The sequence below is a fragment of the Sporanaerobacter sp. genome, assembly GCF_047830725.1.
GTDB lineage: Bacteria > Bacillota > Clostridia > Tissierellales > Sporanaerobacteraceae > Sporanaerobacter.
This window is the reverse complement of the sequence record NZ_CP181252.1, coordinates 2,003,892-2,026,526: the sequence shown is the minus strand read 5'-3', so window position 1 is coordinate 2,026,526 and position 22,635 is coordinate 2,003,892. Positions and strand designations below refer to the sequence as shown.

27 protein-coding genes and 1 riboswitch are annotated in these 22,635 nt (G+C 30.2%); of the genes, 1 reads left to right on the top strand and 26 read right to left on the bottom strand.

The features are described from left to right. Nucleotides 1-20: 20 nt before the first annotated feature. The 16 genes from ACFWUA_RS10110 to aroE form a co-directional block, all read right to left on the bottom strand. Complete coding sequence (locus ACFWUA_RS10110) at nucleotides 21-2,042, bottom strand: S-layer homology domain-containing protein (RefSeq protein WP_416197896.1); 2,022 nt, start codon at nucleotides 2,040-2,042, stop codon at nucleotides 21-23. A 17-nt stretch (nucleotides 2,043-2,059) separates the two neighbouring features. Next, nucleotides 2,060-3,505, bottom strand: a complete 1,446-nt coding sequence (locus tag ACFWUA_RS10105) for a LysM peptidoglycan-binding domain-containing protein (protein WP_416197895.1) — start codon at nucleotides 3,503-3,505, stop codon at nucleotides 2,060-2,062. Beyond that, complete coding sequence (locus tag ACFWUA_RS10100; RefSeq protein ID WP_416197894.1) at nucleotides 3,432-4,055, bottom strand: PilN domain-containing protein; 624 nt, start codon at nucleotides 4,053-4,055, stop codon at nucleotides 3,432-3,434. Before ACFWUA_RS10100 ends, ACFWUA_RS10105 begins: the two co-directional genes overlap by 74 nt. Then, nucleotides 4,052-5,128: a pilus assembly protein PilM gene (pilM, locus tag ACFWUA_RS10095; protein ID WP_416197893.1), complete on the bottom strand. Its 1,077-nt coding sequence runs from the start codon at nucleotides 5,126-5,128 to the stop codon at nucleotides 4,052-4,054. Before pilM ends, ACFWUA_RS10100 begins: the two co-directional genes overlap by 4 nt. 40 nt (nucleotides 5,129-5,168) lie before the next feature. Continuing rightward, nucleotides 5,169-5,681: a PilW family protein gene (locus ACFWUA_RS10090; protein ID WP_416197892.1), complete on the bottom strand. Its 513-nt coding sequence runs from the start codon at nucleotides 5,679-5,681 to the stop codon at nucleotides 5,169-5,171. 28 nt (nucleotides 5,682-5,709) lie between these two features. Further along, complete coding sequence (locus ACFWUA_RS10085; RefSeq protein WP_416197891.1) at nucleotides 5,710-6,093, bottom strand: prepilin-type N-terminal cleavage/methylation domain-containing protein; 384 nt, start codon at nucleotides 6,091-6,093, stop codon at nucleotides 5,710-5,712. Nucleotides 6,094-6,098: 5 nt separating this feature from the next. Beyond that, nucleotides 6,099-7,394 (bottom strand): pilus assembly PilX N-terminal domain-containing protein, encoded by a 1,296-nt coding sequence (locus tag ACFWUA_RS10080; RefSeq protein WP_416197890.1) that lies wholly within the window; start codon nucleotides 7,392-7,394, stop codon nucleotides 6,099-6,101. Between the two features lie 26 nt (nucleotides 7,395-7,420). Further along, a complete protein-coding gene (locus tag ACFWUA_RS10075) occupies nucleotides 7,421-7,804 on the bottom strand; it encodes a prepilin peptidase (RefSeq protein ID WP_416199199.1) in 384 nt (127 codons plus the stop codon). A gap of 147 nt (nucleotides 7,805-7,951) precedes the next feature. Further along, a complete protein-coding gene (locus ACFWUA_RS10070) occupies nucleotides 7,952-8,032 on the bottom strand; it encodes a prepilin peptidase (protein WP_416199198.1) in 81 nt (26 codons plus the stop codon). Further along, nucleotides 8,001-8,120, bottom strand: a complete 120-nt coding sequence (locus ACFWUA_RS10065) for a prepilin peptidase (protein WP_416199197.1) — start codon at nucleotides 8,118-8,120, stop codon at nucleotides 8,001-8,003. The genes ACFWUA_RS10070 and ACFWUA_RS10065 overlap by 32 nt, the downstream gene beginning before the upstream one ends. Nucleotides 8,121-8,471: 351 nt before the next feature. Next, nucleotides 8,472-8,597, bottom strand: a complete 126-nt coding sequence (locus ACFWUA_RS10060; protein ID WP_416197889.1) for a hypothetical protein — start codon at nucleotides 8,595-8,597, stop codon at nucleotides 8,472-8,474. Then, nucleotides 8,594-8,710: a type IV pilin protein gene (locus ACFWUA_RS10055; protein ID WP_416197888.1), complete on the bottom strand. Its 117-nt coding sequence runs from the start codon at nucleotides 8,708-8,710 to the stop codon at nucleotides 8,594-8,596. The genes ACFWUA_RS10060 and ACFWUA_RS10055 overlap by 4 nt, the downstream gene beginning before the upstream one ends. A gap of 141 nt (nucleotides 8,711-8,851) precedes the next feature. Continuing rightward, nucleotides 8,852-8,939, bottom strand: a riboswitch (cyclic di-GMP riboswitch). After that, on the bottom strand, nucleotides 8,937-10,142 hold the full coding sequence (locus tag ACFWUA_RS10050; RefSeq protein ID WP_416197887.1) for a type II secretion system F family protein: 1,206 nt from the start codon (nucleotides 10,140-10,142) through the stop codon (nucleotides 8,937-8,939). (Overlaps the previous riboswitch by 3 nt.) A gap of 12 nt (nucleotides 10,143-10,154) precedes the next feature. Further along, on the bottom strand, nucleotides 10,155-11,207 hold the full coding sequence (locus tag ACFWUA_RS10045) for a type IV pilus twitching motility protein PilT (protein ID WP_416197886.1): 1,053 nt from the start codon (nucleotides 11,205-11,207) through the stop codon (nucleotides 10,155-10,157). 10 nt (nucleotides 11,208-11,217) lie between these two features. Then, nucleotides 11,218-12,900, bottom strand: coding sequence for a GspE/PulE family protein (locus tag ACFWUA_RS10040; protein ID WP_416197885.1), 1,683 nt, complete (start codon nucleotides 12,898-12,900; stop codon nucleotides 11,218-11,220). 38 nt (nucleotides 12,901-12,938) lie between these two features. After that, nucleotides 12,939-13,799 carry a shikimate dehydrogenase gene (gene aroE, locus ACFWUA_RS10035; protein ID WP_416197884.1) on the bottom strand — a complete coding sequence of 287 codons (861 nt, stop codon included), beginning with the start codon at nucleotides 13,797-13,799 and terminating at the stop codon, nucleotides 12,939-12,941. 159 nt (nucleotides 13,800-13,958) lie between these two features. On the opposite strand from aroE, the gene ACFWUA_RS10030 reads away from it, so the two are divergent. Beyond that, complete coding sequence (locus tag ACFWUA_RS10030; RefSeq protein ID WP_416197883.1) at nucleotides 13,959-14,531, top strand: YhcN/YlaJ family sporulation lipoprotein; 573 nt, start codon at nucleotides 13,959-13,961, stop codon at nucleotides 14,529-14,531. 31 nt (nucleotides 14,532-14,562) lie between these two features. Here ACFWUA_RS10030 and sigK read toward each other — a convergent pair whose 3' ends face one another. The 10 genes from sigK to ACFWUA_RS09980 all read right to left on the bottom strand — a co-directional run bounded on the left by sigK (nucleotide 14,563) and on the right by ACFWUA_RS09980 (nucleotide 22,507). After that, nucleotides 14,563-15,264, bottom strand: coding sequence for an RNA polymerase sporulation sigma factor SigK (gene sigK, locus ACFWUA_RS10025; protein WP_416199196.1), 702 nt, complete (start codon nucleotides 15,262-15,264; stop codon nucleotides 14,563-14,565). Nucleotides 15,265-15,334: 70 nt separating this feature from the next. Beyond that, nucleotides 15,335-16,987, bottom strand: coding sequence for a peptidoglycan D,D-transpeptidase FtsI family protein (locus ACFWUA_RS10020; RefSeq protein WP_416197882.1), 1,653 nt, complete (start codon nucleotides 16,985-16,987; stop codon nucleotides 15,335-15,337). A gap of 63 nt (nucleotides 16,988-17,050) precedes the next feature. Further along, nucleotides 17,051-17,671: a uridine kinase gene (udk, locus tag ACFWUA_RS10015; protein ID WP_416197881.1), complete on the bottom strand. Its 621-nt coding sequence runs from the start codon at nucleotides 17,669-17,671 to the stop codon at nucleotides 17,051-17,053. Between the two features lie 5 nt (nucleotides 17,672-17,676). Then, complete coding sequence (locus ACFWUA_RS10010; RefSeq protein WP_416197880.1) at nucleotides 17,677-18,906, bottom strand: peptidase U32 family protein; 1,230 nt, start codon at nucleotides 18,904-18,906, stop codon at nucleotides 17,677-17,679. Continuing rightward, nucleotides 18,907-19,560, bottom strand: coding sequence for an O-methyltransferase (locus ACFWUA_RS10005; RefSeq protein ID WP_416197879.1), 654 nt, complete (start codon nucleotides 19,558-19,560; stop codon nucleotides 18,907-18,909). Between the two features lie 79 nt (nucleotides 19,561-19,639). Then, nucleotides 19,640-20,674 (bottom strand): endolytic transglycosylase MltG, encoded by a 1,035-nt coding sequence (mltG, locus tag ACFWUA_RS10000; RefSeq protein ID WP_416197878.1) that lies wholly within the window; start codon nucleotides 20,672-20,674, stop codon nucleotides 19,640-19,642. Nucleotides 20,675-20,761: 87 nt separating this feature from the next. Next, complete coding sequence (locus tag ACFWUA_RS09995; RefSeq protein WP_416197877.1) at nucleotides 20,762-21,244, bottom strand: QueT transporter family protein; 483 nt, start codon at nucleotides 21,242-21,244, stop codon at nucleotides 20,762-20,764. 17 nt (nucleotides 21,245-21,261) lie between these two features. Further along, nucleotides 21,262-21,603: a YlbF family regulator gene (locus ACFWUA_RS09990; RefSeq protein ID WP_416197876.1), complete on the bottom strand. Its 342-nt coding sequence runs from the start codon at nucleotides 21,601-21,603 to the stop codon at nucleotides 21,262-21,264. A 15-nt stretch (nucleotides 21,604-21,618) separates the two neighbouring features. Beyond that, nucleotides 21,619-22,212, bottom strand: coding sequence for a lysine exporter LysO family protein (locus tag ACFWUA_RS09985; protein ID WP_416197875.1), 594 nt, complete (start codon nucleotides 22,210-22,212; stop codon nucleotides 21,619-21,621). Next, the gene (locus tag ACFWUA_RS09980) at nucleotides 22,202-22,507 is read right to left on the bottom strand and encodes a LysO family transporter (protein WP_416197874.1); all 306 of its coding nucleotides are present in this window, start codon (nucleotides 22,505-22,507) and stop codon (nucleotides 22,202-22,204) included. The genes ACFWUA_RS09985 and ACFWUA_RS09980 overlap by 11 nt, the downstream gene beginning before the upstream one ends. Nucleotides 22,508-22,635: the final 128 nt, after the last annotated feature.

Below are 22,635 nucleotides of genomic sequence, written 5' to 3'. Positions count from 1 at the left end.
TAAAATATCCTTCTTTTTTGCTAATTTTTCCACTCATTTAAAAGATATAACATATAAATTGTTTCTCCTCTAGTTATTTTGTTGTCATAATTTGCAAAACTTTTAGAGCGTATCCCCTTTTGATATAGCATCTTGTTTGAAGTATTGCTCCATTTAAAGGTTTTACTTTCAGTCACTTTTTTCATTATATCTTCAACTTCTCGATAAGTCATAGGTAAGTTTAAATTTAAAACATTTTCTTTATTTCCACTTATATATCCTTTATTTAAGCTATATTCAACTACTTTTTCATAATTTTTATATTCACTATAATCTTTATATGTCTTAGCTCTAATTGCTTCTTCTGGCAAATCCCATTTATAGACTTTGTTCAAAACCATGAGAAACTGACCTTTGGTCATATAGCTATCAGGTCTAAATTTCTTATCTTTATAAGCAGAAATATATTTTCTTCTAATATAAGTCTCTATTTCATCCCTTGCCCAATGACCCCTTATATCATGACACTTAACATAAGTTTTATCTATAAATAGAGCATAACTAGAACCTTTTTCTTTTATGGAATTTGGCACAATATAGGTTTTAATTCTATTTTCTTCAATAGTACTTGGCATATAAAGCCATTCTCCATTGACAAATTTGTATATACCACCAGTATCAGGTCCATAGTATTCAAATGACAATTCGATTTTTTTATCTTTATTGAACTCTTTTATACTATTTAAAACTTCTATATTATAAATTTCTGAAGCAGCAATTAAATTCTCATTAGCTTTCACATTTTCATTTTTGCCATCATTGTACAGTTTAAGCAATACATCATTGAAATAAGTTCCACTTGGAATAGCTATTTTAAGCTTCTTATCTTCAGATTCTATTTCCCTACCACTAATAGGTACTACTACAGTTTCAGCTAAGATTAAAGCTTTTTCTTTATTTAATTTTTGATAAGTCTTTATATAGGCCTCTTCAAACCCATCTCTATATCCACTTATGAACCCATCTCTATACCTTTCATTGTCCAAATATAAATCGTATTCATAAATGAGTTCTGAATTGGATTTGAAATGTTTCGATATATCATTTTTTTGTCTCAAAAAATAGTCATTTTGTGCTGCTTGTTCTCCTATTTTAGTTCCTACTTCTTTTCCATCTTCATAAGCAGTCTCACTTTTCAATTTATTTAAATCCACATTTCCCTCTCTAAATCCCTCACTATAAGCTTTTTCATAGGCATTTTTAAATCCTGTCAAAAAACCATCTACATATTTTTCTGAATCTCTGTTTAATACAAATTCCCTTCTAATTTCTCCTTGAGAAGGAAAATTCCTATTCCAATTGCTTGTTTTGCCCTCAGAATAATCTTTTCTCCCATTAATTTTTCCAAACATTTCTCCAAAAATAGTTCCATCTTTTATACCTTCATCATAAGAAATTTTTTGAGGTTCTAAATTTGCCTCTCTATAAGATTCTTCATAAGATTTTTGAAAGCTTTCTTTAAAATCTTTCAAAAAACTATTTCTATATCCAATTGTCTCCAGATCTAAATTGAACATATTTATAATAGTCTTATCTGTTGGTTTGGCCTTGGACCAGTTATTTTTTTTACCTTCAAAATAATCCCTTTGTCCATATACTTGGCCTAGCAAAAGGCCAAAGCTTTGTCCATAATTCGTTTTTTCATTTTTTTCTTGTTTTTTATCTGTATTTGTACTTATACTTCCAGAAGTATATCCTTCTAAATATCCTTTTATATATCCAGCCTTGTAATTAGCCACTATATTTGACATGACAAGCTTATCATCCTTGTATTCTTTGTACATACTCTCTATTTCTGAATCCTTAGGCATATCTCTATTGTAATCACTAGTAAGCTCTTTGTTTTTATCTAAATAGCCTGCTATATTCCCATGATTATATCCTGTTTCTCTTGCCTCTTCATATACTTTGTCATATTTATCTTTTTCATCTGCATATATAGGCATAGAAAATGCAAAAGATAAAAGTATACTTAAAGCTAAAAACAAACTAATTTTTTTCATTTTCATCACCTTTTCTATTATTTAGGTATAACCAATATCCTCTCAGGTCTTAAATCTTTGTTTCCTGAAAGATCATTTGCATTCATTATGATTTTTTTCTTTGAAGTTCTTCCATAATATTTCATAGCTATAGATTCAAGAGTATCTCCTTCTTTAACAATATAAAAAGTATAGCTACCCTCATAAGTACTATCTTTTTCTTCAATTTGTGGATATACACATTCCATTCTATCTAAAAGTACCACTCCAAAATCTTCTCTGCCATTTGCCAATTCTAAATACATCTTGTCCAATTTTAGAGGATACATATTCAAATCTTCTGGTGGCTTTGCCTCTATGTACTTCCAACCAATCCAGCTTATACCCTTCAAAACTTCCAAATCAATTTTTTCTCCCATTTGGCCTTCAAATCTAATCCCTAATGTAACAGGTGAATATCCATATGAATACATCCAAAATCCTATATCGTCTGGCGGATATTTAAAATTTATATTTCTCTCTCTAAAATCCAAATAAGCTCTATTCTCTTTCTCAACAGCCAAGATATTGTACTCAAATCTCAAAGAATACTTTCCTTCTTTAGCTTTTCTTGACCTATATACATTTCCCTTTGTATTCAAATGAGAAGGTACAAAATATACTTTGCCTTCATCAAAACTCTCTACTAAAATCTTGTTGAGCTTTTCTTGACTTTCTTCAGAAGGCGAAAAACTCCCCGAATTTTCAAATTCATTACTCCCCATTTCTTCATCCATGCCAACTATATCTCCCTCTTTTGCCTCTTTATATTCAACAAAAGGTTTAAAGGGATTTTCTTTCTCAATATTCAAAATTGTGTCTATAGCTATAAAATCCTCGCCTTTTTCAAAAATAGTTTCTGAACTATAGGCTTTCAATCTCAATTCTCCTATTAAATTCTCCTCATCTTGATCTATGATGAGACTGGTAATCAAAAGCTTTCTAGGACTTTTCTCAATTTTATTCATCAGCTTTAGCAAATCCTCGTATTTTCCCTTGTAGGGAATAGATATATCCATAGTATTTATAGGTATTCCTCTTATCTCTTCTATTTGAGGTTCGCTAAAATTGAGATTTGATATTTCTAAATTGGAATCATCCAACATTTCATTTAATAGAAAAATTATTTGAGATTGATCCAATTTGGGAAAATATTCGAGTAGCAATGTATCCTTTTCTCTATTTAAAGAAATAAAATCTTCATTTATCCCTTTTGCTCTAGCTAATATACCGCTATTTTCTATTGCTTTTTCTTCATATGCAATCTTTTTATCTTTGAGACTTTGAAGATTATTCCTCTGGGATGTAAATATAAATCTATTGAATATCCAAAAAATCACAACTACTCCCAACAAGACAAGTAAATATTTTTCATTCTTCGATAGATTCATTCCCTTCATTTTCAGTTTCATTTTCATCTTCTTGGGTTCTATTTTCGTCTCCATTGTCATCCTCATCCTTTAATTTAATATTTAAAGAAAAATTATAATATCCATCTTCAAAAGATATATTGGATATAAAAGATTCTTCAAAACCAATAGTACTTTTTAAACTATGTTCAAACTCTGCAATAGAGTATTTATCTTTCGATATCCCTTCAATTTGGATAGAAAGAGTATCTAAACTCATAGATTTCAAAAAGACCTCTTCTGGTGTTCTAGAAGTTATATTTTGAAGCAAATATTCATGGATGATATCTCTATCTTCTATGTATTTATCTACAATTTTCAATTGTTCCACTTTTTCTTTTATACCATATATTTCTTTTTCTTGAAATTTAAGCTCTTCTATTCTTTTTTCTATGCTTTCATCTTCAGCCTCTAATTTAAGTTTTGCTACTTCTCTATTCAATTTTGCAATTTTTATTTGATTTATAATTCCATAAAATATCATGCACAATACAATTAAAACCATTGTTCCATAAAATATCAATTCTTTATCTATTTTAAATTCTTTTTTCTCAATATATGGTTCAAAAAAATTTAAATCTTTCATTTTTTTAGCTCCTCAATTCTAATTATCGAACTAACACAGTTTAAATATTTATTTAAATCCTCACTAAAAAAAACTTTATCAAATCCAGATACAACTATTGCAGGAATACCAAAATAACTTGAAAACAAATTGCTTATGCCTTTTATTTTTGAAAGGCCACCATAAAGTAATATGACTTGAATACTATTTCCCATTTCTCTAGAATCATAATATCTAAATATAAGATCTATTTTGTCCATTATATCTTCCAAACTAGATCTTATAATACTCAATATTCTATCATCATCTAAATAATCAGCATCAATCCTATTTACATCCTGTATTTGTCTTTTTGCCTCTTCCACTTCATCTTTAGTGTATTCAAAAAAATTGAGTATGCCCATATCCATTTCGTATCCACCAATTTCTATTATACGGCTTACCTGCAATATATTGTTTTTTGTTATAGTTACATTGGTATTGTGAAAGCCTAAATCAATAGCTGCAAAAGTTATCTCTTGAGTATCATATCGTCCATTTATAAGAGAATTGTATTTTAGCATTTTGCATATTCCATTTGATTGAAAATCCAGTACTGTAGGCTTCAATTCCAATTCTTTAAGTAGTGCAAAATGGCTTTCTACTATTTCTTTAGGTATAGCAATTAAAAGTACATTCAATTTGTTTACATTGTCTTCTTCTACTACGCCAATAGTCTTGTGCTGAACAATATATCCCTCTGGATTCATGGGCAAATATTCATCTAATTGAAATTTCAGTATTCCGTTAATTTCTTCTTCTTCTACATAGGGAATAGTCACTTCTCTAGTGATAATAGCTGTACTTTTTATAGTCATATAGACTGTATCCGATGAAACCTTGTTGTTTTTTAGTTGTTCTTTTAGCATATAATACAGCAGTTCTTTGTCTATTATATATCCATTTTCATAGGCTCCTTCTGGAGTCAAGAAGGAAAAATATTTATCTATGACTATACCTTTATTTGTCATCTTTCCTTCAACTACTTTGGTTTCATAGGAACCTATGTCTATAGATACTACTTTTTTATTAGGCATAAAATTTGGCAATTGCAATTGGTTGTCCCCCTTTCTAGATCATTTATTCTTCTCCACATTAACGCTTCAAATAATATATTCTATTAGATCCTTCAATGTTTACATTCAATTTATCTATATTATTGAGTAGAAATTCAAATTCAATTTCAAATTCTTTCTCTTTTTCTTTACTAATAACTATAACTTTCATAATTTCTTTTTCCTCAGTAGACATGAATATTATATTTTCTAAATTATTTCCGTATTGATTTTCTGAAATTATTTCACCATTTTCTATTGTTTGTTTAGCTAAATAATTGTTATATCCATCATTTTTTATAGATAAACAATAATATCTATTGCCTTTATTTTTTATATTATTCTCATCCATTTCAATAACTTTCGCATTGCGTAGCTCTTTAATAATAAAATCAGAAACTAGTCTGGAATTTTTTTGTGTAAAACTTTGTTCAACAGACGCGTTAAATACTCTTTTGCTCATTATATAAATATTAAAAATTAATCCAACAATCGCCATCATAAATGCAAGGCTTAACAGCAATTCAATTAATGTGATTCCTTTATTATTCATATTTAATATCTCTCCCCAAATAATTACATCACCTTGAAGGAACAAAGGTTATTATCGTTACAGCTTTTTTATCATTGGAATTTGAAGTAACAATATTTCCTGTTATTGGACCAGTTGAAATTATATTCCTATCTGAATTCGAAAACTTGATATTGATAGTTTCACTTTGTTTACTTAATTGAGAATCTCCATCTACTACTGATATATTTTTGATTGCTTTATCTATTTTTTCTTGAGCATTAAATACACTTTTAGTTCTAGTTCCAGATGATATTATATTTTTATAGTTGTTAGGTAAACATGATAAAAGTACAACTGATAATATACCAATAATAGAAATCGAAAGGATAACCTCTATCAATGTAAAACCTTTTTTATTACAAATATTTTTTAATATGTTCCCTCTATTCATTTTTTTCATCTCCAATACTTTATCATATACCCATTACTAGAGCCTTTTTCAGTTTCAATTGGTATTTTATTTTCAAGGGAAGGATCGTGCATTATATCATAATTGCCAGAAACCTCTACGTTGCCACCAACAACTGCGCCTTTTATTGTAGCATTGCCATGAAATAATACCTTAGCATTTGGGGCATATATTATACCTTTGTAAGTCTCATTGTTCCCATTATAATATAGATTTGCACCACCAGTAATTATGTCACCTCTTACGAAACTGTTACCTGTGATTTCTAAATCTGCAGCACCTATATATAAAGAAGCATATAAATCTATATTTCCATGTAACGTTAATTTATCCTTACCTCTATAATATAATCTTGTTTGTTCTGCTTTGCCTATAATAGAAGTATTTCCAATCATATTTATAGAATCATCTACGTAAATAAACACATTTTTATCTCCAACAACCCTTATAGAACCTTGACAATTTAAAGTTTTCGTACGAATAGTTATATCTCTTGTCCCAGCATTTATAATTAAAGTAGCTCCCGGGCCAATAACTATACTATTGTAACAACCATCACTGTTAATTGTTTTATATGCAAAGTAATTTAAATATATATCCCCTTTGTCAGGTAAATCTTCAGGGTATTGTGGCAAAACTGGTATAGGGTATTCTCTCACTTTATCTAATTTTTTAATATTTGGTTTTGCATATCCACTTCTATAGCTGACAATTTCATTTTCATTTCCCTCAGGATTTATGTATATAGTACCATCTATCTTTGTGTTACCACGAATACAAATAGAATCACTGTCTTGAGAATTGGAACCAATAGCTCCTTTTATATAGACATTTCCCCGAACATCAGTATTGCCTTTAGAAAAAATAGCTGAATCAAATTTAAATAAGTCTGTATTGTTCTGATTTAATACTATTGTGACCTTATCAGTAATATATCCACTATCTCCATTTGAAACTTTTCCTATAGAAGATATCACTAATTCTTTATCTATCTTATCTATAATGACTTCAAAAAATCCTTCACCAAAATCTTGAGGTGAACTTGAAAACGGGAACTTCATCGCACTAAATTTTTCAATATCTTCACTTTCCATAGTTGTTATCCAATCAGCAGTAGCCACAGCTCCTGAACGTGCAATATAATATGCTTGCATTTTTTTCTGTTGAAACATTGCCTGTTTTGCTTCACTAATAGAAATAGTATTTAAGGCTATGCTGAACATAATCAAAATACTGGATACAACTATTACCATGATTAAAGTTGAACCTTTATCTTTTTTCATAACTCTTTATCACCCTTAAAAAAACATTATAAAATAAAAGTTTGAATATACCATCCGATAATTTCTTCTCCCCACAACGTTACTATCATAAAGGCTATGCATATAAATGGGCCGAAGGGGATTGGGTCTTTTTTTCCCTTGATTTTAAATAATAATAAAAATATAGATATGATTGCGCCAAGAATGAATGATAGAAATATGTTTAATAAGGTAAATTTGATACCTAAAATAAATCCAAGTACACCAATGAGTTTTATATCTCCTCCACCTATTCCACCTTTTGATATTATGGCTATAATTAAAAATATACCACTGGAAATAATTAGTGCTAATATACTATTGATAATATTTGGGGATGTATCATACAATATAAATTGTGGTAGTTTATATATGATTGCTGAAATAAATATAAATATATTAAGTGAATCTGGAATGATTTGAAAATTAAAATCTATGAAACTTATAATCTATAAAATACTGAATATGATTGAGTAAAATATGAAATCTATGCTAAGTTCCCCCAAAATGTTTAAATAATAATCAATATATTAAACCATTCAAAATTCAACAATAGGGTACTGCAGGGAGATAGGCTCTCCACAGTAGCTACATTTTCCCCTTTGATAAATATAACTCAATACTAGGTATCAAATTGTACCACTTCAAAGGAGTGCCACAGCTTGGGCAATGAGAAGATGGAAATACGATTGATTCTTCTCTTGGTATTCTATATATACATACATTTAGAAATGAACCAATGATTGTGCCTATTATGAATATAAATATCTGAATATGAATCCTATGAGTATAGATTTATGTAGCCAGATCCTTTAGAGATAATTCACCGTGGAATTAGTTAGGTTATCGTTATTTGTTTATTAAACCAGGAGTTACAGTTATTCCCCCATTTTTTATTTCTACCCTATATTTTTCATTCTTGCAGTCTTTCCCCTTCTTTAGTTGTTAATACTCATCACTATCTTCTTTTTTCGTATATACTATTGTTGTTTCAACTATTGTTCTAACCCCTCTGGTACCATAGGCCAATCCTGTAAATATTTACCCCACTCCTCAGATTTAGCTTTCCTTATCCCATGTTGTATCACTTCCACCATCTGCCAAAAACATATTAGCTGCACTTTCTAATGTTCTAACATTAGCATTATGAGCTGTTATTGCTGCATTTTTTCTAGAACTTGTCATCTTGGCACAGCTATTGCTGCCAATATTCCTAGTATTGCTATTACAACTACCAATTCAATCAATGTAAATCCTCTGTTGTCTTTACTTAATTTCTTTACAAAGTATTCAAACATTTTTCTTCCCCCTTAATTTTTTATAATTTTTATAAATGCTGACATTTATTTATATTCTATAACATCACCTCCTCAAATTGATATTGTTTTTTTTTTTATTTTATGTATAAAAAAGGCTGCATAAATATAAACTTTTATAATTTATGCAGCCGAACGATCATGCTATCAAGGATAGCTTTAGACTCTGGCTTTGCGTCACTACCTTTCGATAGTTTTGCCCTGAAACCTACTGTACTGTGTTCACCATATCAAACATTGGCATTGCCATAGCTATGACTATAAATCCAATGATGAGTGCCATGACCACTATGAGTATAGGTTCTAATGCTGTTGTCATTTTTTGAAGAGATACTTCTACTTCATCATCATAAAAATCTGCGGTTTTTAGAAGTATTTCATCAAGAGAACCTGATTCTTCTCCTACTTTAATCATAGAATATACCATTGGAGGAAAAATATCAATATCCTTTATGGTAGTTGAAAGAGGTACTCCCTTTCTTATATCTTTTACAGCTTCTTCAAGTCCATTTACTACAACTACATTTCCAACAACTCTACTCACTACCTCCAAGGCTTGAATGAGAGGTATACCACTAGATAAAAGAGTTGCTAAGGTTCTCGTAAATCTAGATGTGATGATTTTTATATTAGTCCTTTTTATACCAGGAATTTTAAGCTTTATAGTATCAAATAAAAGTCTTCCTGAATTTGTATGACTATAAAACTTGATACCTATAAATATCAAAAATATAATTGAAATATCTATATACCAATAATTCTCAAGTCTATTGCTCATATTTAATAATATTCTAGTCGGAGTAGGTAATCCTGTACCACTACTTTCAAACATGCCTATAAATGTAGGCATGACATTGACTAACAAAAATATAACTACTGCTATGGATACAATGATGAGTATAACTGGATATACAAAGGCACCTTTAACTTTATTGTCAATTTTATTTTCCTTTTCATAGTGAGTAGCCATTCTGTCCATAATGACATCTAGAGTACCACTCACTTCTCCAGCTTCCACCATGTTTATTAAAAGCATTGGAAATACTTTTTCATGTTTTTTCATTGCCTCAGACAAAGTCATACCTTTTTGTACATCTTCATAACTTTCTTTTATAGCATTTTTTAAGGTTTTATTTTCAGTTTGTTTTTCAAGTATATCAAGACAAGTTACAATACTTATTCCAGCATTGAGCATAGTATAAAACTGTCTGCAAAATACAGCAATATCTTTTTTCCCCACTTTAGAATTTAGTGAAATTGCCCTTTTAGGGTCTGAAACTTCAGCTTCTTCAATAGAAATAGGATGAAATTTCTTTCCCTTTAGCATATATATGACATCTTCTGTACTTTGACCTTCAAAAATTCCCTCTGTTATTTGACCTGTATCTGAAACAGCCCTATATTTATAAATCAAATCATCACCACCCTAAATCACATATCTTTTCATGAGTTCTGTATTAAATGCTTGATTTAAAGCTGTTTCTCTTGATATAATTCCTTTTTTATAGTGTTCTAATATGGAATTGTCCATAGTTTCCATTCCATACTTTGCACCAGTTTGAATAGCTGTATCTATCTGATAAGATTTTTCTTCTCTAATCAAATTTCTTATAGCTGGAGTTGCAATCATCACTTCAAAAGCAGCAACTCTACCGCTTCCATCAGATTTTTGCAATAATTGTTGAGAAACAATGCCCTGTATAGTAGACGCAAATTGAATTCTAATTTGTTGCTGTTGATGAGGTGGAAATACATCTATGATTCTATCAATAGTTTTAGCTGCTCCCAATGTATGAAGAGTTGAAAAAACTAAGTGGCCAGTTTCAGCAGCTGTAAGAGCTATACCTATTGTCTCTAAATCCCTCATCTCTCCTACCAATATCACATCTGGGTCTTGCCTTAAAGCTGCCCTAAGTGCATTTGAAAAACTATAGGAATCGGAGCCAATTTCTCTTTGATTAACGATACTTTTTTCATGTCTATGTAAATATTCAATGGGATCCTCAAGCGTTAAAATATGACAACTCCTTTCGTGATTTATGAGATCTATCATAGAAGCTAGAGTAGTAGATTTTCCACTTCCTGTTGGACCTGTTACAAGGACAAGTCCTCTTGGTTGTCTAGCTAAATCACTGACTACTTTAGGAAGTCCCAATTCCTCCATAGTAGGAATTTTAAGCGGAATAATTCTTAGTGCCGCTCCAAAACTACCTCTTTGTTTATACGCATTGACACGAAATCTTCCAACACCAGGACTAGAAAAAGAAGTATCTATTTCGCCATTTCTATTTAACTCTTCAAACTGTCTTTCATTTAATATCTCTTGAACTAATTTTTTTGTATCCTCAGGTCTTAGTACTTCTTCCCCATATTTTATCAAGGAACCATTTATTCTAAATATAGGTGGTACTCCAACTGTTAAGTGAATATCAGATGCATTTTTCTCTGTCCCAATTTTTATTAAATCAAATAGTTCCATCAAAATCCCCCTATCCTAAAGTATATCCTACTCTCAATACTTCATCTACAGTAGTTGTGCCTTCCAATGCAAGCTTTTTAGCATTTTCAAACAGAGTATTCATTCCCTTATTCACAGCAGAATTTCTAATATCATCTGTTGTCATCTTTTTATCTATGAAATTTCTTATTTCTTCATCTATATTCATCACTTCATGGACAGCAGTTCTTCCTTTAAATCCATTGTTGCATACATTACAACCGCTAGGTCTATATAAAGTAATACTTTCACTTGTATCTATACCCAAAATCTCCTTCTCAATGTCACTAGCCTCATAGGGTACTTTGCATTTATCGCAAAGTTTCTTAACAAGTCTTTGAGAAATAATCCCTATAACTGCAGAAGATATCAAATAGGGTTCAATCCCCATATCTACAAGTCTAGCTATACTTGAAGCAGTGTCATTGGTATGAAGAGTTGACAATACCAAGTGACCTGTGATAGCTGCTCTAACTGCAATTTCTGCTGTCTCAGAATCTCTTATCTCTCCAACCATGATTATATCTGGGTCTTGTCTAAGAATAGATCTCAAACCACTGGCAAAAGTAAGTCCTGCTTTATTGTTGACTTGAACTTGGTTTATACCTTTCAATTTATATTCCACTGGATCTTCAACAGTAATAATATTTTTTTCTATACTATTGAGTTCCTTCAATACAGTATATAGAGTAGTTGTCTTTCCGCTTCCTGTTGGGCCTGTAACCAATATAATACCATAAGGTTGAGCTAATATTTTGTCAAAAGTATCTAAATCCCTTTTTCTAAATCCCAATTGACTTTTTGTAAACATGAAATTGCTTCTATCAAGTAATCTTATAACTACTTTTTCTCCATAAACTGTAGGCAAAGAAGAAATACGCATATCTATTTCTTTTCCTTCAAGTATAGTTTCAACCCTACCATCTTGAGGAATTCTTTTTTCTGCTATATCCATTTTGCCCATGATTTTTATCCTAGTAGTTATAGCGGATAAGCTATTTTTAGACAATGTCATTATCTCTACTAAATCCCCATCTATTCTAAATCTAACTCTGATTTCTTCAGAAAAAGGTTCTATATGTATATCACTAGCTCTCATCTTTATAGCTTGTCCAATAATAGAATTTACAAGCTTAACAACCGGAGCACTATTTACATCCACAAGCTCTTCTTCGTTTATATCTTCAACTGAAACCGGTTCATAAGATCCCTCAAATTCTTCCAGTAATTTTTTAGCCGCTTCTTCTTCATAATATTTTTCAATAGCATTTAAAATATGGAATTTTGAAGATATGACCGGTTGAATATCATATCCTGTTGAAAGTTTAATATCATCTATAGCAAAAATATTTAAAGGATCAGCCATAGCTACAATTAAATACCCATTCTTTTTATCTATAGCAATCAAATCATATCTTCTTGCCAAATTTTCAGGTATTATTTTAGCTATTTTAGGATTGACTATATATTTCTCCAAATCTACATGAGGTATACCTAGTTGAAACTCCAATACCTCTATTATATCGTTTTCTGTAACAAATCCCATTTCTACCAGTACTTCTCCAAGCCTTCTATTTGTCTTTTTCTGTTCATCCAATGCCTGTTCTAATTGCTTGTCATCAATTTTATTTGCATACAATAGAAGATCTCCCAATTTCATATTGTTCATTCTCATACAATTCACCTTTTTATAGTCTATTTTGCTTCATACTATTATTCTACACTATAATGTAAAAATCCTTTTATTTCATCAATATTTATTGCTATATTTTTATCGACAGAAAACCATATTTTTTGACTTAATATTGCTTGATTGATAAGCATATCCATGCCGCCAATTATCTTCATGTTTTTTTTCTCTGCATTTTTCAAAAATTTTGTTTTAATTGGTTTATATATAATATCGCAAACTACAGTTTTATTAGAAAAAATTGAAATATCAATAGGAACTTCATCAGTATCTGGATACATTCCTATTGAAGTGCAATTTACAACTATATCTACATCTGTATATTGGGAAAAACTTTTTAAATCATCATATTCTACTGATATATCTCCAAATTTATTAGAGATATTATAAGCTAATTTTTTGCTTTTTTCTATAGTTCTATTTAAAATTATAATCTTTTTAGCTCCACTCTGTGCTAATTTCATAGAAATAGCATGACTTCCACCACCTGCTCCTAAAACTAAAATTTTTTTGTCTTTTATATGAATTCCACTATCTATGAGAGATTTGACAAATCCAGCTCCATCAGTATTGTATCCTATAAATTTCCCATCTAGATATTTTACAGTGTTTACAGCACCTAACAATCTTGCCTCCTCATCAATCTCATCTAAATATTTCATAATGTGAATTTTATAAGGAATTGTAACATTGAAGCCTTTAATTCCTAAAATTTTAAAAGTATCTAATACTTGGTGTAAATCATTATCCTCTACGTTGAAGCACATATAAATGCAATTCATATTGTTTATATTAAAAATATAATTGTGAATTTCAGGTGACAAACTTTTTTCAATTGGATTTCCTATTAGGCAATACAATTGAGTGTTCCAATTTATATTCATTTTTTCACTCCTATGATTTTTATTTATCACTAGTATATCATTTTTTTTATTTTTTTAAATATATCATTTATGATAATATTTATTATGATATATTTTCCCTTAAAGTTCCTTCATAAAAAAAATATAAAATGAAACAATATTAATTAGGAGGTGAAGAATTTGAAAAATAACAAAATAGCTATTTTCCTCACAATAGTTTTAGCTTTTGTTTTTACAGCTACAGGGTGTCAAACTAAAACGCCTCAACGTCCAAATGTAAGAAATGAAAGAATAGAAAATAGAGTTGGAACCAATCAAAAAAGAAATATAACTCAAAATAAAGTTGGAAATAATAGGATTGATTCTAACTTAAACAATGATGTAAGAAATAGAGATATGGTTAAAACTGACAGAAATTTAAATATGACTGATAGGGCTGAAAAAATAGCAAGAAATGTGGCAAAATTAAAAGAAGTAAACAGTGCAACTTGTGTAATAACTGGAAATACTGCTTTAATTGGTATTGATATGAAAGATAATATAGAAGGTAAAATGACTAATGATTTAAAAAGAAAAGTTGAAAGTTCTGTAAGAAACACTGACAAAAATATAAAAAATGTTACAGTTACAGCAGATGTAGATTTATATAAAAGAATTAGCAATATGGCAAGAGATATACGTAATGGAAGACCTATAACTGGTTTTACTGATGAAATTCAAGAAATGCTTAGAAGAATAACTCCTAGCAAATAAAAATCCGGATTTTTCCGGATTTTTATTTAATTTAACAGCTTTGATTTTTGAAAGCTTTGTTTAATTTTTTTATAGCTCTCTTTTCAATTCTGGATACATAAGATCTAGATATTCCAAGAAAATTTGCTATTTCTCTTTGAGTTTTACAGCCACCATCAACTAATCCGTATCTCAATTCAATAATAGTTTTTTCTCTTCCTTTTAAAACTTCATTTATTTTTGAGTACAATTTTTTTACTTGTATTTTTAAATCTACTTCGTCAATAACTTCATCTGCATCAGTCCCTAATATATCAATTAAAGATATTTCATTGCCTTCCTTGTCTACTCCAATAGGTTCTTGAAGAGAAATTTCTACTTTAGATTTTTTATCTGCACGAATAGTCATGAGTATTTCATTATCTATACACCTAGCTGCATAAGTTGCTAATCTGGTGCCTTTTTCTTTGTCATAGGTAGATATGGCTTTTATAAGTCCAATAGTTCCAATAGATATGAGATCATCTAAATCCTTCCCAGTATTTGTGTATTTCTTTACAATATGGGCTACAAGTCTTAAATTCCTTTCTATTAAAATATTTCTTGCCTCTTCATCCCCTTGCTCATACAAATCTAAATAGTATTCTTCTTCTTCCTTGGTCAATGGATTTGGAAAAGAATTCGTACTGGAAATATATCCTGAAAAGACTAAAAAAGGGTTCAATAACCCCCCCAAAAAAAACCAAAAAGTCATGCTCATGAAAAGGCACCTCCATATTTCCCTTAATAAAGTATATGAAGGTAGCCCAATAGAAGTGCCAGTCCTATCTATTTTTCATATATATTTCTCTTGCAATTTTCCCAAATATAGGAACAGCTGATTTAGAACCAGAAAACCCCTCTTCTACAAAAACTGTAATCACATATTTAGGATTTTCTCTTGGATAATATCCAGAAAACCAACCATGAATTGTATTTTCCCCGTTTAATATGGCTTGGGCTGATCCTGTTTTACCACAAGCACCTCCTATATCTTCTAAATTCAATTTCTTGGCCGTTCCCCTCAGTACTACTTCTGCCATAAATTTATTGACTATTTGGCTGTTTTCTTTAGATATAATTCTTTTTTCCTCGTTTTTCTTGAATTCTTTAACCATACGTCCATCTTCAGTGACTATTCCTTTAACTATTGATAAATCTTTTTCCACTCCATTATTTGCAAGTATCATCATCATATTTGTCACTTGAAGAGGCGTAACTTCAATCTTTCCTTGACCAATAGATATATTGCCTACGGATGGCCCTATTAGCTCTTCTCCATAAGGTAAATTTCCAGCAACTTCTTCAAGAAGCCCTATATTTAATTTTCTACCATAGCCCATCTTTTGAGCCATATCAATTATTTTTTTACTTCCCACCCTTTTCCCTATCTGAATAAACACTGAATTGCAGGATTTAGCAAAAGCTTCTTCCGCTGAAATGTAGCCATGCCCTCCTTCTTTGTTACATTTTATGACTAAATCATTTAATTTCTCAAATCCACTACAATAAAAATATTCATTTGCTATATCTGGCTCTTCTTCAAGAGCAGCAAGAAGTACCACAATCTTGAACAATGAACCAGGAGGATAAGAAACTTGAATAGCTTTATTGTAAAGTTCCATATTATCTTTTTTTAAATAAGCATCTACTTCATCTTGATCAAAATTTGGTCTACTTGCAACCGCCACTATATCACCAGTATCTACTTCAGCTACTACAACAGCACCATTGACATTTTCCTCATCTATAGCCTCTTCTACTATTTTTTGTATATGATAATCAATAGTTAATTTCACACTATTAGGTTTTTTGAATTCTTCATTTTCTACTACTACAAATCCTCCACCAGGTATAATTCTTTTTTTCTTATTATCAACTTCAAAATATATAGACCCTACTTCATTGTTTTTAAGTATATCGTCAAATACTTTTTCAATCCCACTTTCTCCGCTATTATCACTTCGCTTTACATAACCTATAACATGAGACAGCATATTCATTTCATCATATCTTAACGTTTTTTCAGAAATAAAAATTCCTTTAGGCAATTTTTTATCTTTTAAAGTTTTTTTAAGTGGAAATTCTAAAATCTTGTCAGAACTATTCTCAACAATACTTTTCTTATTTGCATCTGTATATTCCATGATAAATTTGATACTCTCTTCATTATCTATAACTTGATCTTTTATGACAAACATGGTTGTGACTCTACTTCTATTAGTCAGAGGAATAAGATTTCTATCATATATAATTCCTCTAGGAGGATATACTTTTACTTCCCTCGCTCTTTGTCTTATAGCTGCTAATCTATATTCATTAGATTTAGCAGTTTGAATCCATGCAAGTCTAGATATCAATATAATAAATATGGATAATGACAACATTGACAATCTCAATATTTTAGTTTTAATTGGACTATTTCTTTGACTCCTCATAAAAAAACCTCCATTATATTGGTATAAATAGTATTTCCAATTTATAATGGAGGTATTATAATTTTATGCATTTATTATAGATTTTATTTTCGTAACCATTATATCTATGGCTACTTTGTTATATCCACCTTCTGGAATTATAATATCAGCATATTTCTTAGTTGGCTCTATAAATTGCATATGTGCAGGCCTTACTGTACTCATATACTGATCAATGACAGAATCTAAACTTCTTCCTCTTTCCTGTAAGTCCCTAGTGATACGTCTTATAACTCTCACATCTGAATCTGTATCTACAAATATCTTTATGTCCAATAAATCTCTAATTCTTTCATCATACAATATAAGTATCCCTTCTAAAATAATAATATCTTTAGGACATACAGTCACAGTCTCTTTTTTTCTATTGTGTATTTCAAAATCATAAATAGGTTTCTCTATAGTTTTACCTTCCATAAGCATTTTTAAATGCTCTATAAGCAAATCATTGTCAAAAGCAAATGGATGGTCATAATTTGTCTTTTTTCTCTCATCAAAAGTCAAATGGCTCTGGTCTTTGTAATAAGAATCTTGTTCAATAATTGCCACATTTTTATCTTCAATGGATTTATAGATTTCTTTTGAAACAGTACTCTTTCCAGAGCCTGTCCCTCCAGTAATTCCTATGATTATAGGTTTTTTCAACTATATCAATCCCTTCTTGGTATTCTTATGATATCCCATTTCTGGACTGGTCTATCCATCTTCATCTTTACGATCTGCTGTGGATGTGGAGCAACATCTATGCTATTTCCCTCTTCATCCCACATGTTTTCTATCTTTTGTTTGAAATAATCTTTATTGGGCCCAAAAACTTCTATTTCATCACCTAAAAACATTCTATTTCTCTGCTCTATAGTAGCTATTTTAGTTTCTTCATCATAATCCAATACAAGCCCTACAAAATCATATTCTCTAATATAAGAACTACTAGTATACACTTGATCCTCACCAGTAGGCTTGTTAAAGTAAAATCCTGTAGTAAAATCTCTATAGCTAGCTTTTTTAATTTCATCTAGCCACTCTTCTTTATATTTGTATTGATTACCTAATCTAAAATACTCGTCTATAGCCATCCTATAAGATCTAACTACAGTAGCTACATAATATTGACTTTTAACTCTTCCTTCAATTTTAAAACTAGAAATACCTGCTTCTACCAATTCAGGAATATGGTCTATCATGCATAAATCTTTTGAATTAAATATAAAAGTTCCCTTTTCATTTTCATATATTGGATAGTATTCGCCTGGTCTTTTTTCCTCCATAAGTGTATACTTCCATCTGCAAGGATGAGCGCATTCTCCTCTATTTGAATCTCTTCCTGCCATATAATTGCTAAGTAAACATCTACCTGAATAAGATATGCACATAGCACCATGAACAAAAGCTTCTATTTCTAAATCTTCAGGCAATCTCTTTTTAATTTCCTTGATTTCTTCTAAAGATAGTTCCCTAGCAACAACTATTCTCTTGATTCCTAAATCATACCAAAACTTTACAGTTTCATAATTTGTAACGCTAGCTTGAGTACTCAAATGTATTGGCATATTTGGAGAAACCCTTCTAACTATAGAAAAAACTCCTGGATCAGCTACAATCACCCCATCTATATGAAGTTTTTCCAACTCAAGAACATATTCATCTAAACCAATCAAATCTTCATTGTGAGGAATTATATTTAAAGTAATATATACTTTTTTGCCCCTTTCATGAGCAAATTTGACTCCCTCACCAATTTCTTCAATAGTGAAATTTTTAGAAGCTTTCCTTAAACCAAATTCTTCTCCACCTAGATAAACTGCATCAGCACCATATATAATTGCCATCTTTAATTTTTCTAAATCTCCAGCAGGAGCTAACAATTCTAATTTTTTCAACTAATTCCCTCCTTCCTTATACGTTAAAGCTACGCCATCTCCCAAAGGCAAAACACTTGTTATAAAACCTTCTAAATCAGAAATATACTTTAAATATTGTCGCATTCGTTTAACTATTGTTTTTTTTCTTCTAACAACCAATTCATCACTAGCAACCATTCCTTTATATAATACATTGTCAGAAACTATCAATCCATCATCATTTAACAATTTAGAACAATCTCTAAAAAAATCCAAATAATGACCCTTTGATGCATCCAGAAATATAAAATCATATTTACCAGTCAATTTTGGCAATATCTCCTCTGCATCTCCTTCAAGAATTTCTATTTTGCCACTATAATATGAACTGTTTATATTATTCATAGCTATATCAATCATATCTTGCCTTTTCTCAATAGTTGTAATATTTGCTTTACCTTGGGTTCCATATGCCATAATCAATGCCGAATATCCAATGGCTGTTCCAACTTCCAATATGTTTAAAGGCTTTTTCATTTTTAAGATAAGTATTAGAAATTGTGCTACTTCAGGGTGAATTATAGGTATATGGTTTTCATTGGCATACTTTTCCAAATCCATGAAAATTTCAGGTTTACAAGGCAATATACTTCTTATGTATTCTTCAATATACTCCTCATTTATATTGTTCAACTAAATCTCTCCTTTAATTTGTTACATAAATAATACGTGGAGTTCTACCACGTATTATTCCATATTCAATACAAAAATACTACTTTTTATTTTTAGCATTGATATGATCTTTATAATTCGTTGAAAATGTATGGGTTCCATCTCCATTAGACACAAAAAACAAATAGTCTACATCAGCTGGATGCATAGCTGCTTGAATAGATTTAAGTCCTGGAGAAGCTATAGGACCAGGTGGCAAACCCTTATGTGTATAAGTATTATAAACTGAATCTACTTTTAAATCATCATAACTAAGCTTTTCTTTTCTCTCTCCCAATGCATATTGAACCGTAGCACAGGATTCTAAAAGCATACCTTTTTTTATTCTATTGTAAAATACTGCAGAAATAATATCTCTTTCCTCATCAACTTTAGCCTCTCTTTCAACAATAGAAGCTAAAGTCACTATCTCATTTAAAGACAATTCGCTATTAGCTAAATTGTCTTTAATATTATCTTCATAGACTTCTTCAAATTTATCCAGCATTTTCTCTATTATTTCTTCTTCTGTAGATCCTATTTTTACAGTATAAGTAGCTGGAAACAAATAGCCCTCTAAACTTAGTCCTTTTGGTACCTCTTTTAAAAAGGGATACTTGTCCCCATATTTTCTAGCATTTTTGGTCAAAGCCATAAACTTTTCTTCATCTACCAAATTCATTGCCGAAAGTCTACTTCCAATTTGTTTAAGCTCAAATCCCTCAGGTATAGTAAATTTAACTATATTTTTATTTTCTCCTCCCATAGAAAGATTTTCTATGATTTGACTTACATCCATACTTGTGTTTAATATATATTCTCCAGCCTTCAATTTCCCATCAAGACCTAGACTTTTAACTACATATCTAAATACATTTTTATCTTTAATTAAACCTTCCCTCTTCAATATATCTGCAATCTTTGCTGTACTACTCCCCATAGGAATATCTACATTAATATCTACAGGATTCTCATATGAAACTGCTTCAAGACTATTTTTATAATAAACCCTCAATCCTATAAATATAAATACAAGTAGAAATAAAAATATTATTTTGTTTTTCTTCCCCTTTTTTTTATTTGCACTTTCTGACACAAAATCTCCACCTTTTTTTAGCTTTTACTTATTTTATTATACAATCATTAGCTTTTCATTACAAGAATTATGTCCTAAAAGCAATAATTATTTATTACCTTGTCTAAATATACTATTATATGCCATAAGTATAATATTCCCAAAGATAGCCACTGAAGCCAGCTCTCCTCCAGCAATCCCTATTACAGTATACCAATATGGCACCTTAGTAAAATAAGATACCCATATAGATACTATAAATCCATTTAATATAACAGGTGGAAGAATTCCAAAAATTTTATTTGGCATTTTGCTTGTCAGATAAGCTGCAAAAAGAGTCACTAAACTGCCACCAACAATATCTATAAGCCCGAAACCAGATACAAAAGCCAATATCAAATTTGAAATAAAGCATCCTATAAAAACGCCTGGTACAGCTGCACTTTCTATTAAAGGCAATAAAGTTAAACCTTCCGCTATCCTCAATTGAATAGGTCCAAATGCTAACTGTCCAATGGGAATTTGAATGGCAACCAATACAACATATATACCTGCAATTAGACCAGCTTTAGTTAAATATTTAGTATCCATTCGAACCCTCCAATACTCTAATTTTCTTCTATCTCTACATTTACAGCTTTTTCAATTATATCATAGATATCTGCTACCAATTGAGAAAATCTCATTTCAGCTATAAAATAATCTTTAATATCTGGATTTAGCATAAGTACATCTTGCAATTTCTGCAATTTTTCTACCTTGTCTTCAGATATTTCATTCCCTGACAACTGTTCCATCTGAATTTCAAGAGCTTTTTTTCTAAAATCTTCAATCATCTCTTTGTTTTTTTCATTTGAAAAAGCTTTCTTCTGTTTTTCACAGTATTCCTTATACTCATTAGATTCTTTTATAGACTTTGCCAATCTATGAGCTTCATCATAAACATTCATCTTATCTCCTCCTAATCAAATATTTAACATGATTGGGACCAATATGGGAACTAATGTAGATAAAATCACTCCCGTAATAAAGGCCACTACTGCCGTCTGAGAATTTGTAGATTTAGAAATAATTGGGAGAGATGTATCCATTGCTGTTGCTCCACAAGGAGCAATACTTTCTAAAAAACCTATACGATTTGCAACTGTTGGAACTATTATGAGTGCTATTATTTCTCTAAATACATTGGTCAAAAAAGCTATAGCACTTAATTCATTTGAATAACTAGCAAGTATCATAGCCGACAAACTATACCAGCCAAGTCCTGCTCCTACAGCTCCTGCTTCATTTATAGGCATCTTTAAGAAAAATCCTCCTACTATACTTCCAATGATGCTACCAACAATAATCATCAATGGAACTAACAATATCTTAAATCCCATTTTTTTGAGATTTGAAAACACGTTTTTTTGCTTTCCAATATCTATTCCAACAAAAAACAATAGTAGACACAATCCAACGTCTATTACAATATCTGTATATTGAAAAAAACAAGATGGCAATAAAAAATATCCTACACCAATGCCTAGTCCAACAGATAGAATAATTTTAAGACTCATGGGACTTTTCCTCCTCATCGGTTATTATGAATTTTCTTACTAATCTTACAAAAAATATACTAAAAACAATTGAGAACACAGCTAAAAACAATGCCTTAATACCAATAGTAAAAAATGAAGAAATCACTTTATCATCTAATCCTATTCTTATTCCCATGATAAAAAGAAGAAATAAAAGACAAATATTTTGTATAATCCCAAGTTTGCTATTAAATTTTTCACCCATCAAATCCTTATATCCTATCATGCCGCCAATTATAAGTAATGCTAAATATAGAATAAGTCTTAAACCCATACTGTTCCTCCTTTAAAGTTTAATATCTTATTTATTAATTATTATACTATAAATAAATAAGATACTAAAGAGAAAGTCGTAATTTTATACGACTTTCTCAATTGAACATATTTTTTATAACCCATAGG

What these genes read in the sequence shown, in the direction of transcription:
- ACFWUA_RS10110 (WP_416197896.1), bottom strand. Translation starts at nt 2,042, where the DNA reads ATGAAAAAAATTAGTTTGTTTTTAGCTTTAAGTATACTTTTATCTTTT.
- ACFWUA_RS10105 (WP_416197895.1), bottom strand. Translation starts at nt 3,505, where the DNA reads ATGGAGACGAAAATAGAACCCAAGAAGATGAAAATGAAACTGAAAATG.
- ACFWUA_RS10100 (WP_416197894.1), bottom strand. Translation starts at nt 4,055, where the DNA reads ATGAAAGATTTAAATTTTTTTGAACCATATATTGAGAAAAAAGAATTT.
- ACFWUA_RS10090 (WP_416197892.1), bottom strand. Translation starts at nt 5,681, where the DNA reads ATGAATAATAAAGGAATCACATTAATTGAATTGCTGTTAAGCCTTGCA.
- ACFWUA_RS10085 (WP_416197891.1), bottom strand. Translation starts at nt 6,093, where the DNA reads ATGAATAGAGGGAACATATTAAAAAATATTTGTAATAAAAAAGGTTTT.
- ACFWUA_RS10080 (WP_416197890.1), bottom strand. Translation starts at nt 7,394, where the DNA reads ATGAAAAAAGATAAAGGTTCAACTTTAATCATGGTAATAGTTGTATCC.
- ACFWUA_RS10060 (WP_416197889.1), bottom strand. Translation starts at nt 8,597, where the DNA reads ATGACAAGTTCTAGAAAAAATGCAGCAATAACAGCTCATAATGCTAAT.
- ACFWUA_RS10055 (WP_416197888.1), bottom strand. Translation starts at nt 8,710, where the DNA reads ATGTTTGAATACTTTGTAAAGAAATTAAGTAAAGACAACAGAGGATTT.
- ACFWUA_RS10045 (WP_416197886.1), bottom strand. Translation starts at nt 11,207, where the DNA reads ATGGAACTATTTGATTTAATAAAAATTGGGACAGAGAAAAATGCATCT.
- ACFWUA_RS10040 (WP_416197885.1), bottom strand. Translation starts at nt 12,900, where the DNA reads ATGAGAATGAACAATATGAAATTGGGAGATCTTCTATTGTATGCAAAT.
- aroE (WP_416197884.1), bottom strand. Translation starts at nt 13,799, where the DNA reads ATGAATATAAATTGGAACACTCAATTGTATTGCCTAATAGGAAATCCA.
- sigK (WP_416199196.1), bottom strand. Translation starts at nt 15,264, where the DNA reads ATGACTTTTTGGTTTTTTTTGGGGGGGTTATTGAACCCTTTTTTAGTC.
- ACFWUA_RS10020 (WP_416197882.1), bottom strand. Translation starts at nt 16,987, where the DNA reads ATGAGGAGTCAAAGAAATAGTCCAATTAAAACTAAAATATTGAGATTG.
- ACFWUA_RS09995 (WP_416197877.1), bottom strand. Translation starts at nt 21,244, where the DNA reads ATGGATACTAAATATTTAACTAAAGCTGGTCTAATTGCAGGTATATAT.
- ACFWUA_RS09990 (WP_416197876.1), bottom strand. Translation starts at nt 21,603, where the DNA reads ATGAATGTTTATGATGAAGCTCATAGATTGGCAAAGTCTATAAAAGAA.
- ACFWUA_RS09985 (WP_416197875.1), bottom strand. Translation starts at nt 22,212, where the DNA reads ATGAGTCTTAAAATTATTCTATCTGTTGGACTAGGCATTGGTGTAGGA.
- ACFWUA_RS09980 (WP_416197874.1), bottom strand. Translation starts at nt 22,507, where the DNA reads ATGGGTTTAAGACTTATTCTATATTTAGCATTACTTATAATTGGCGGC.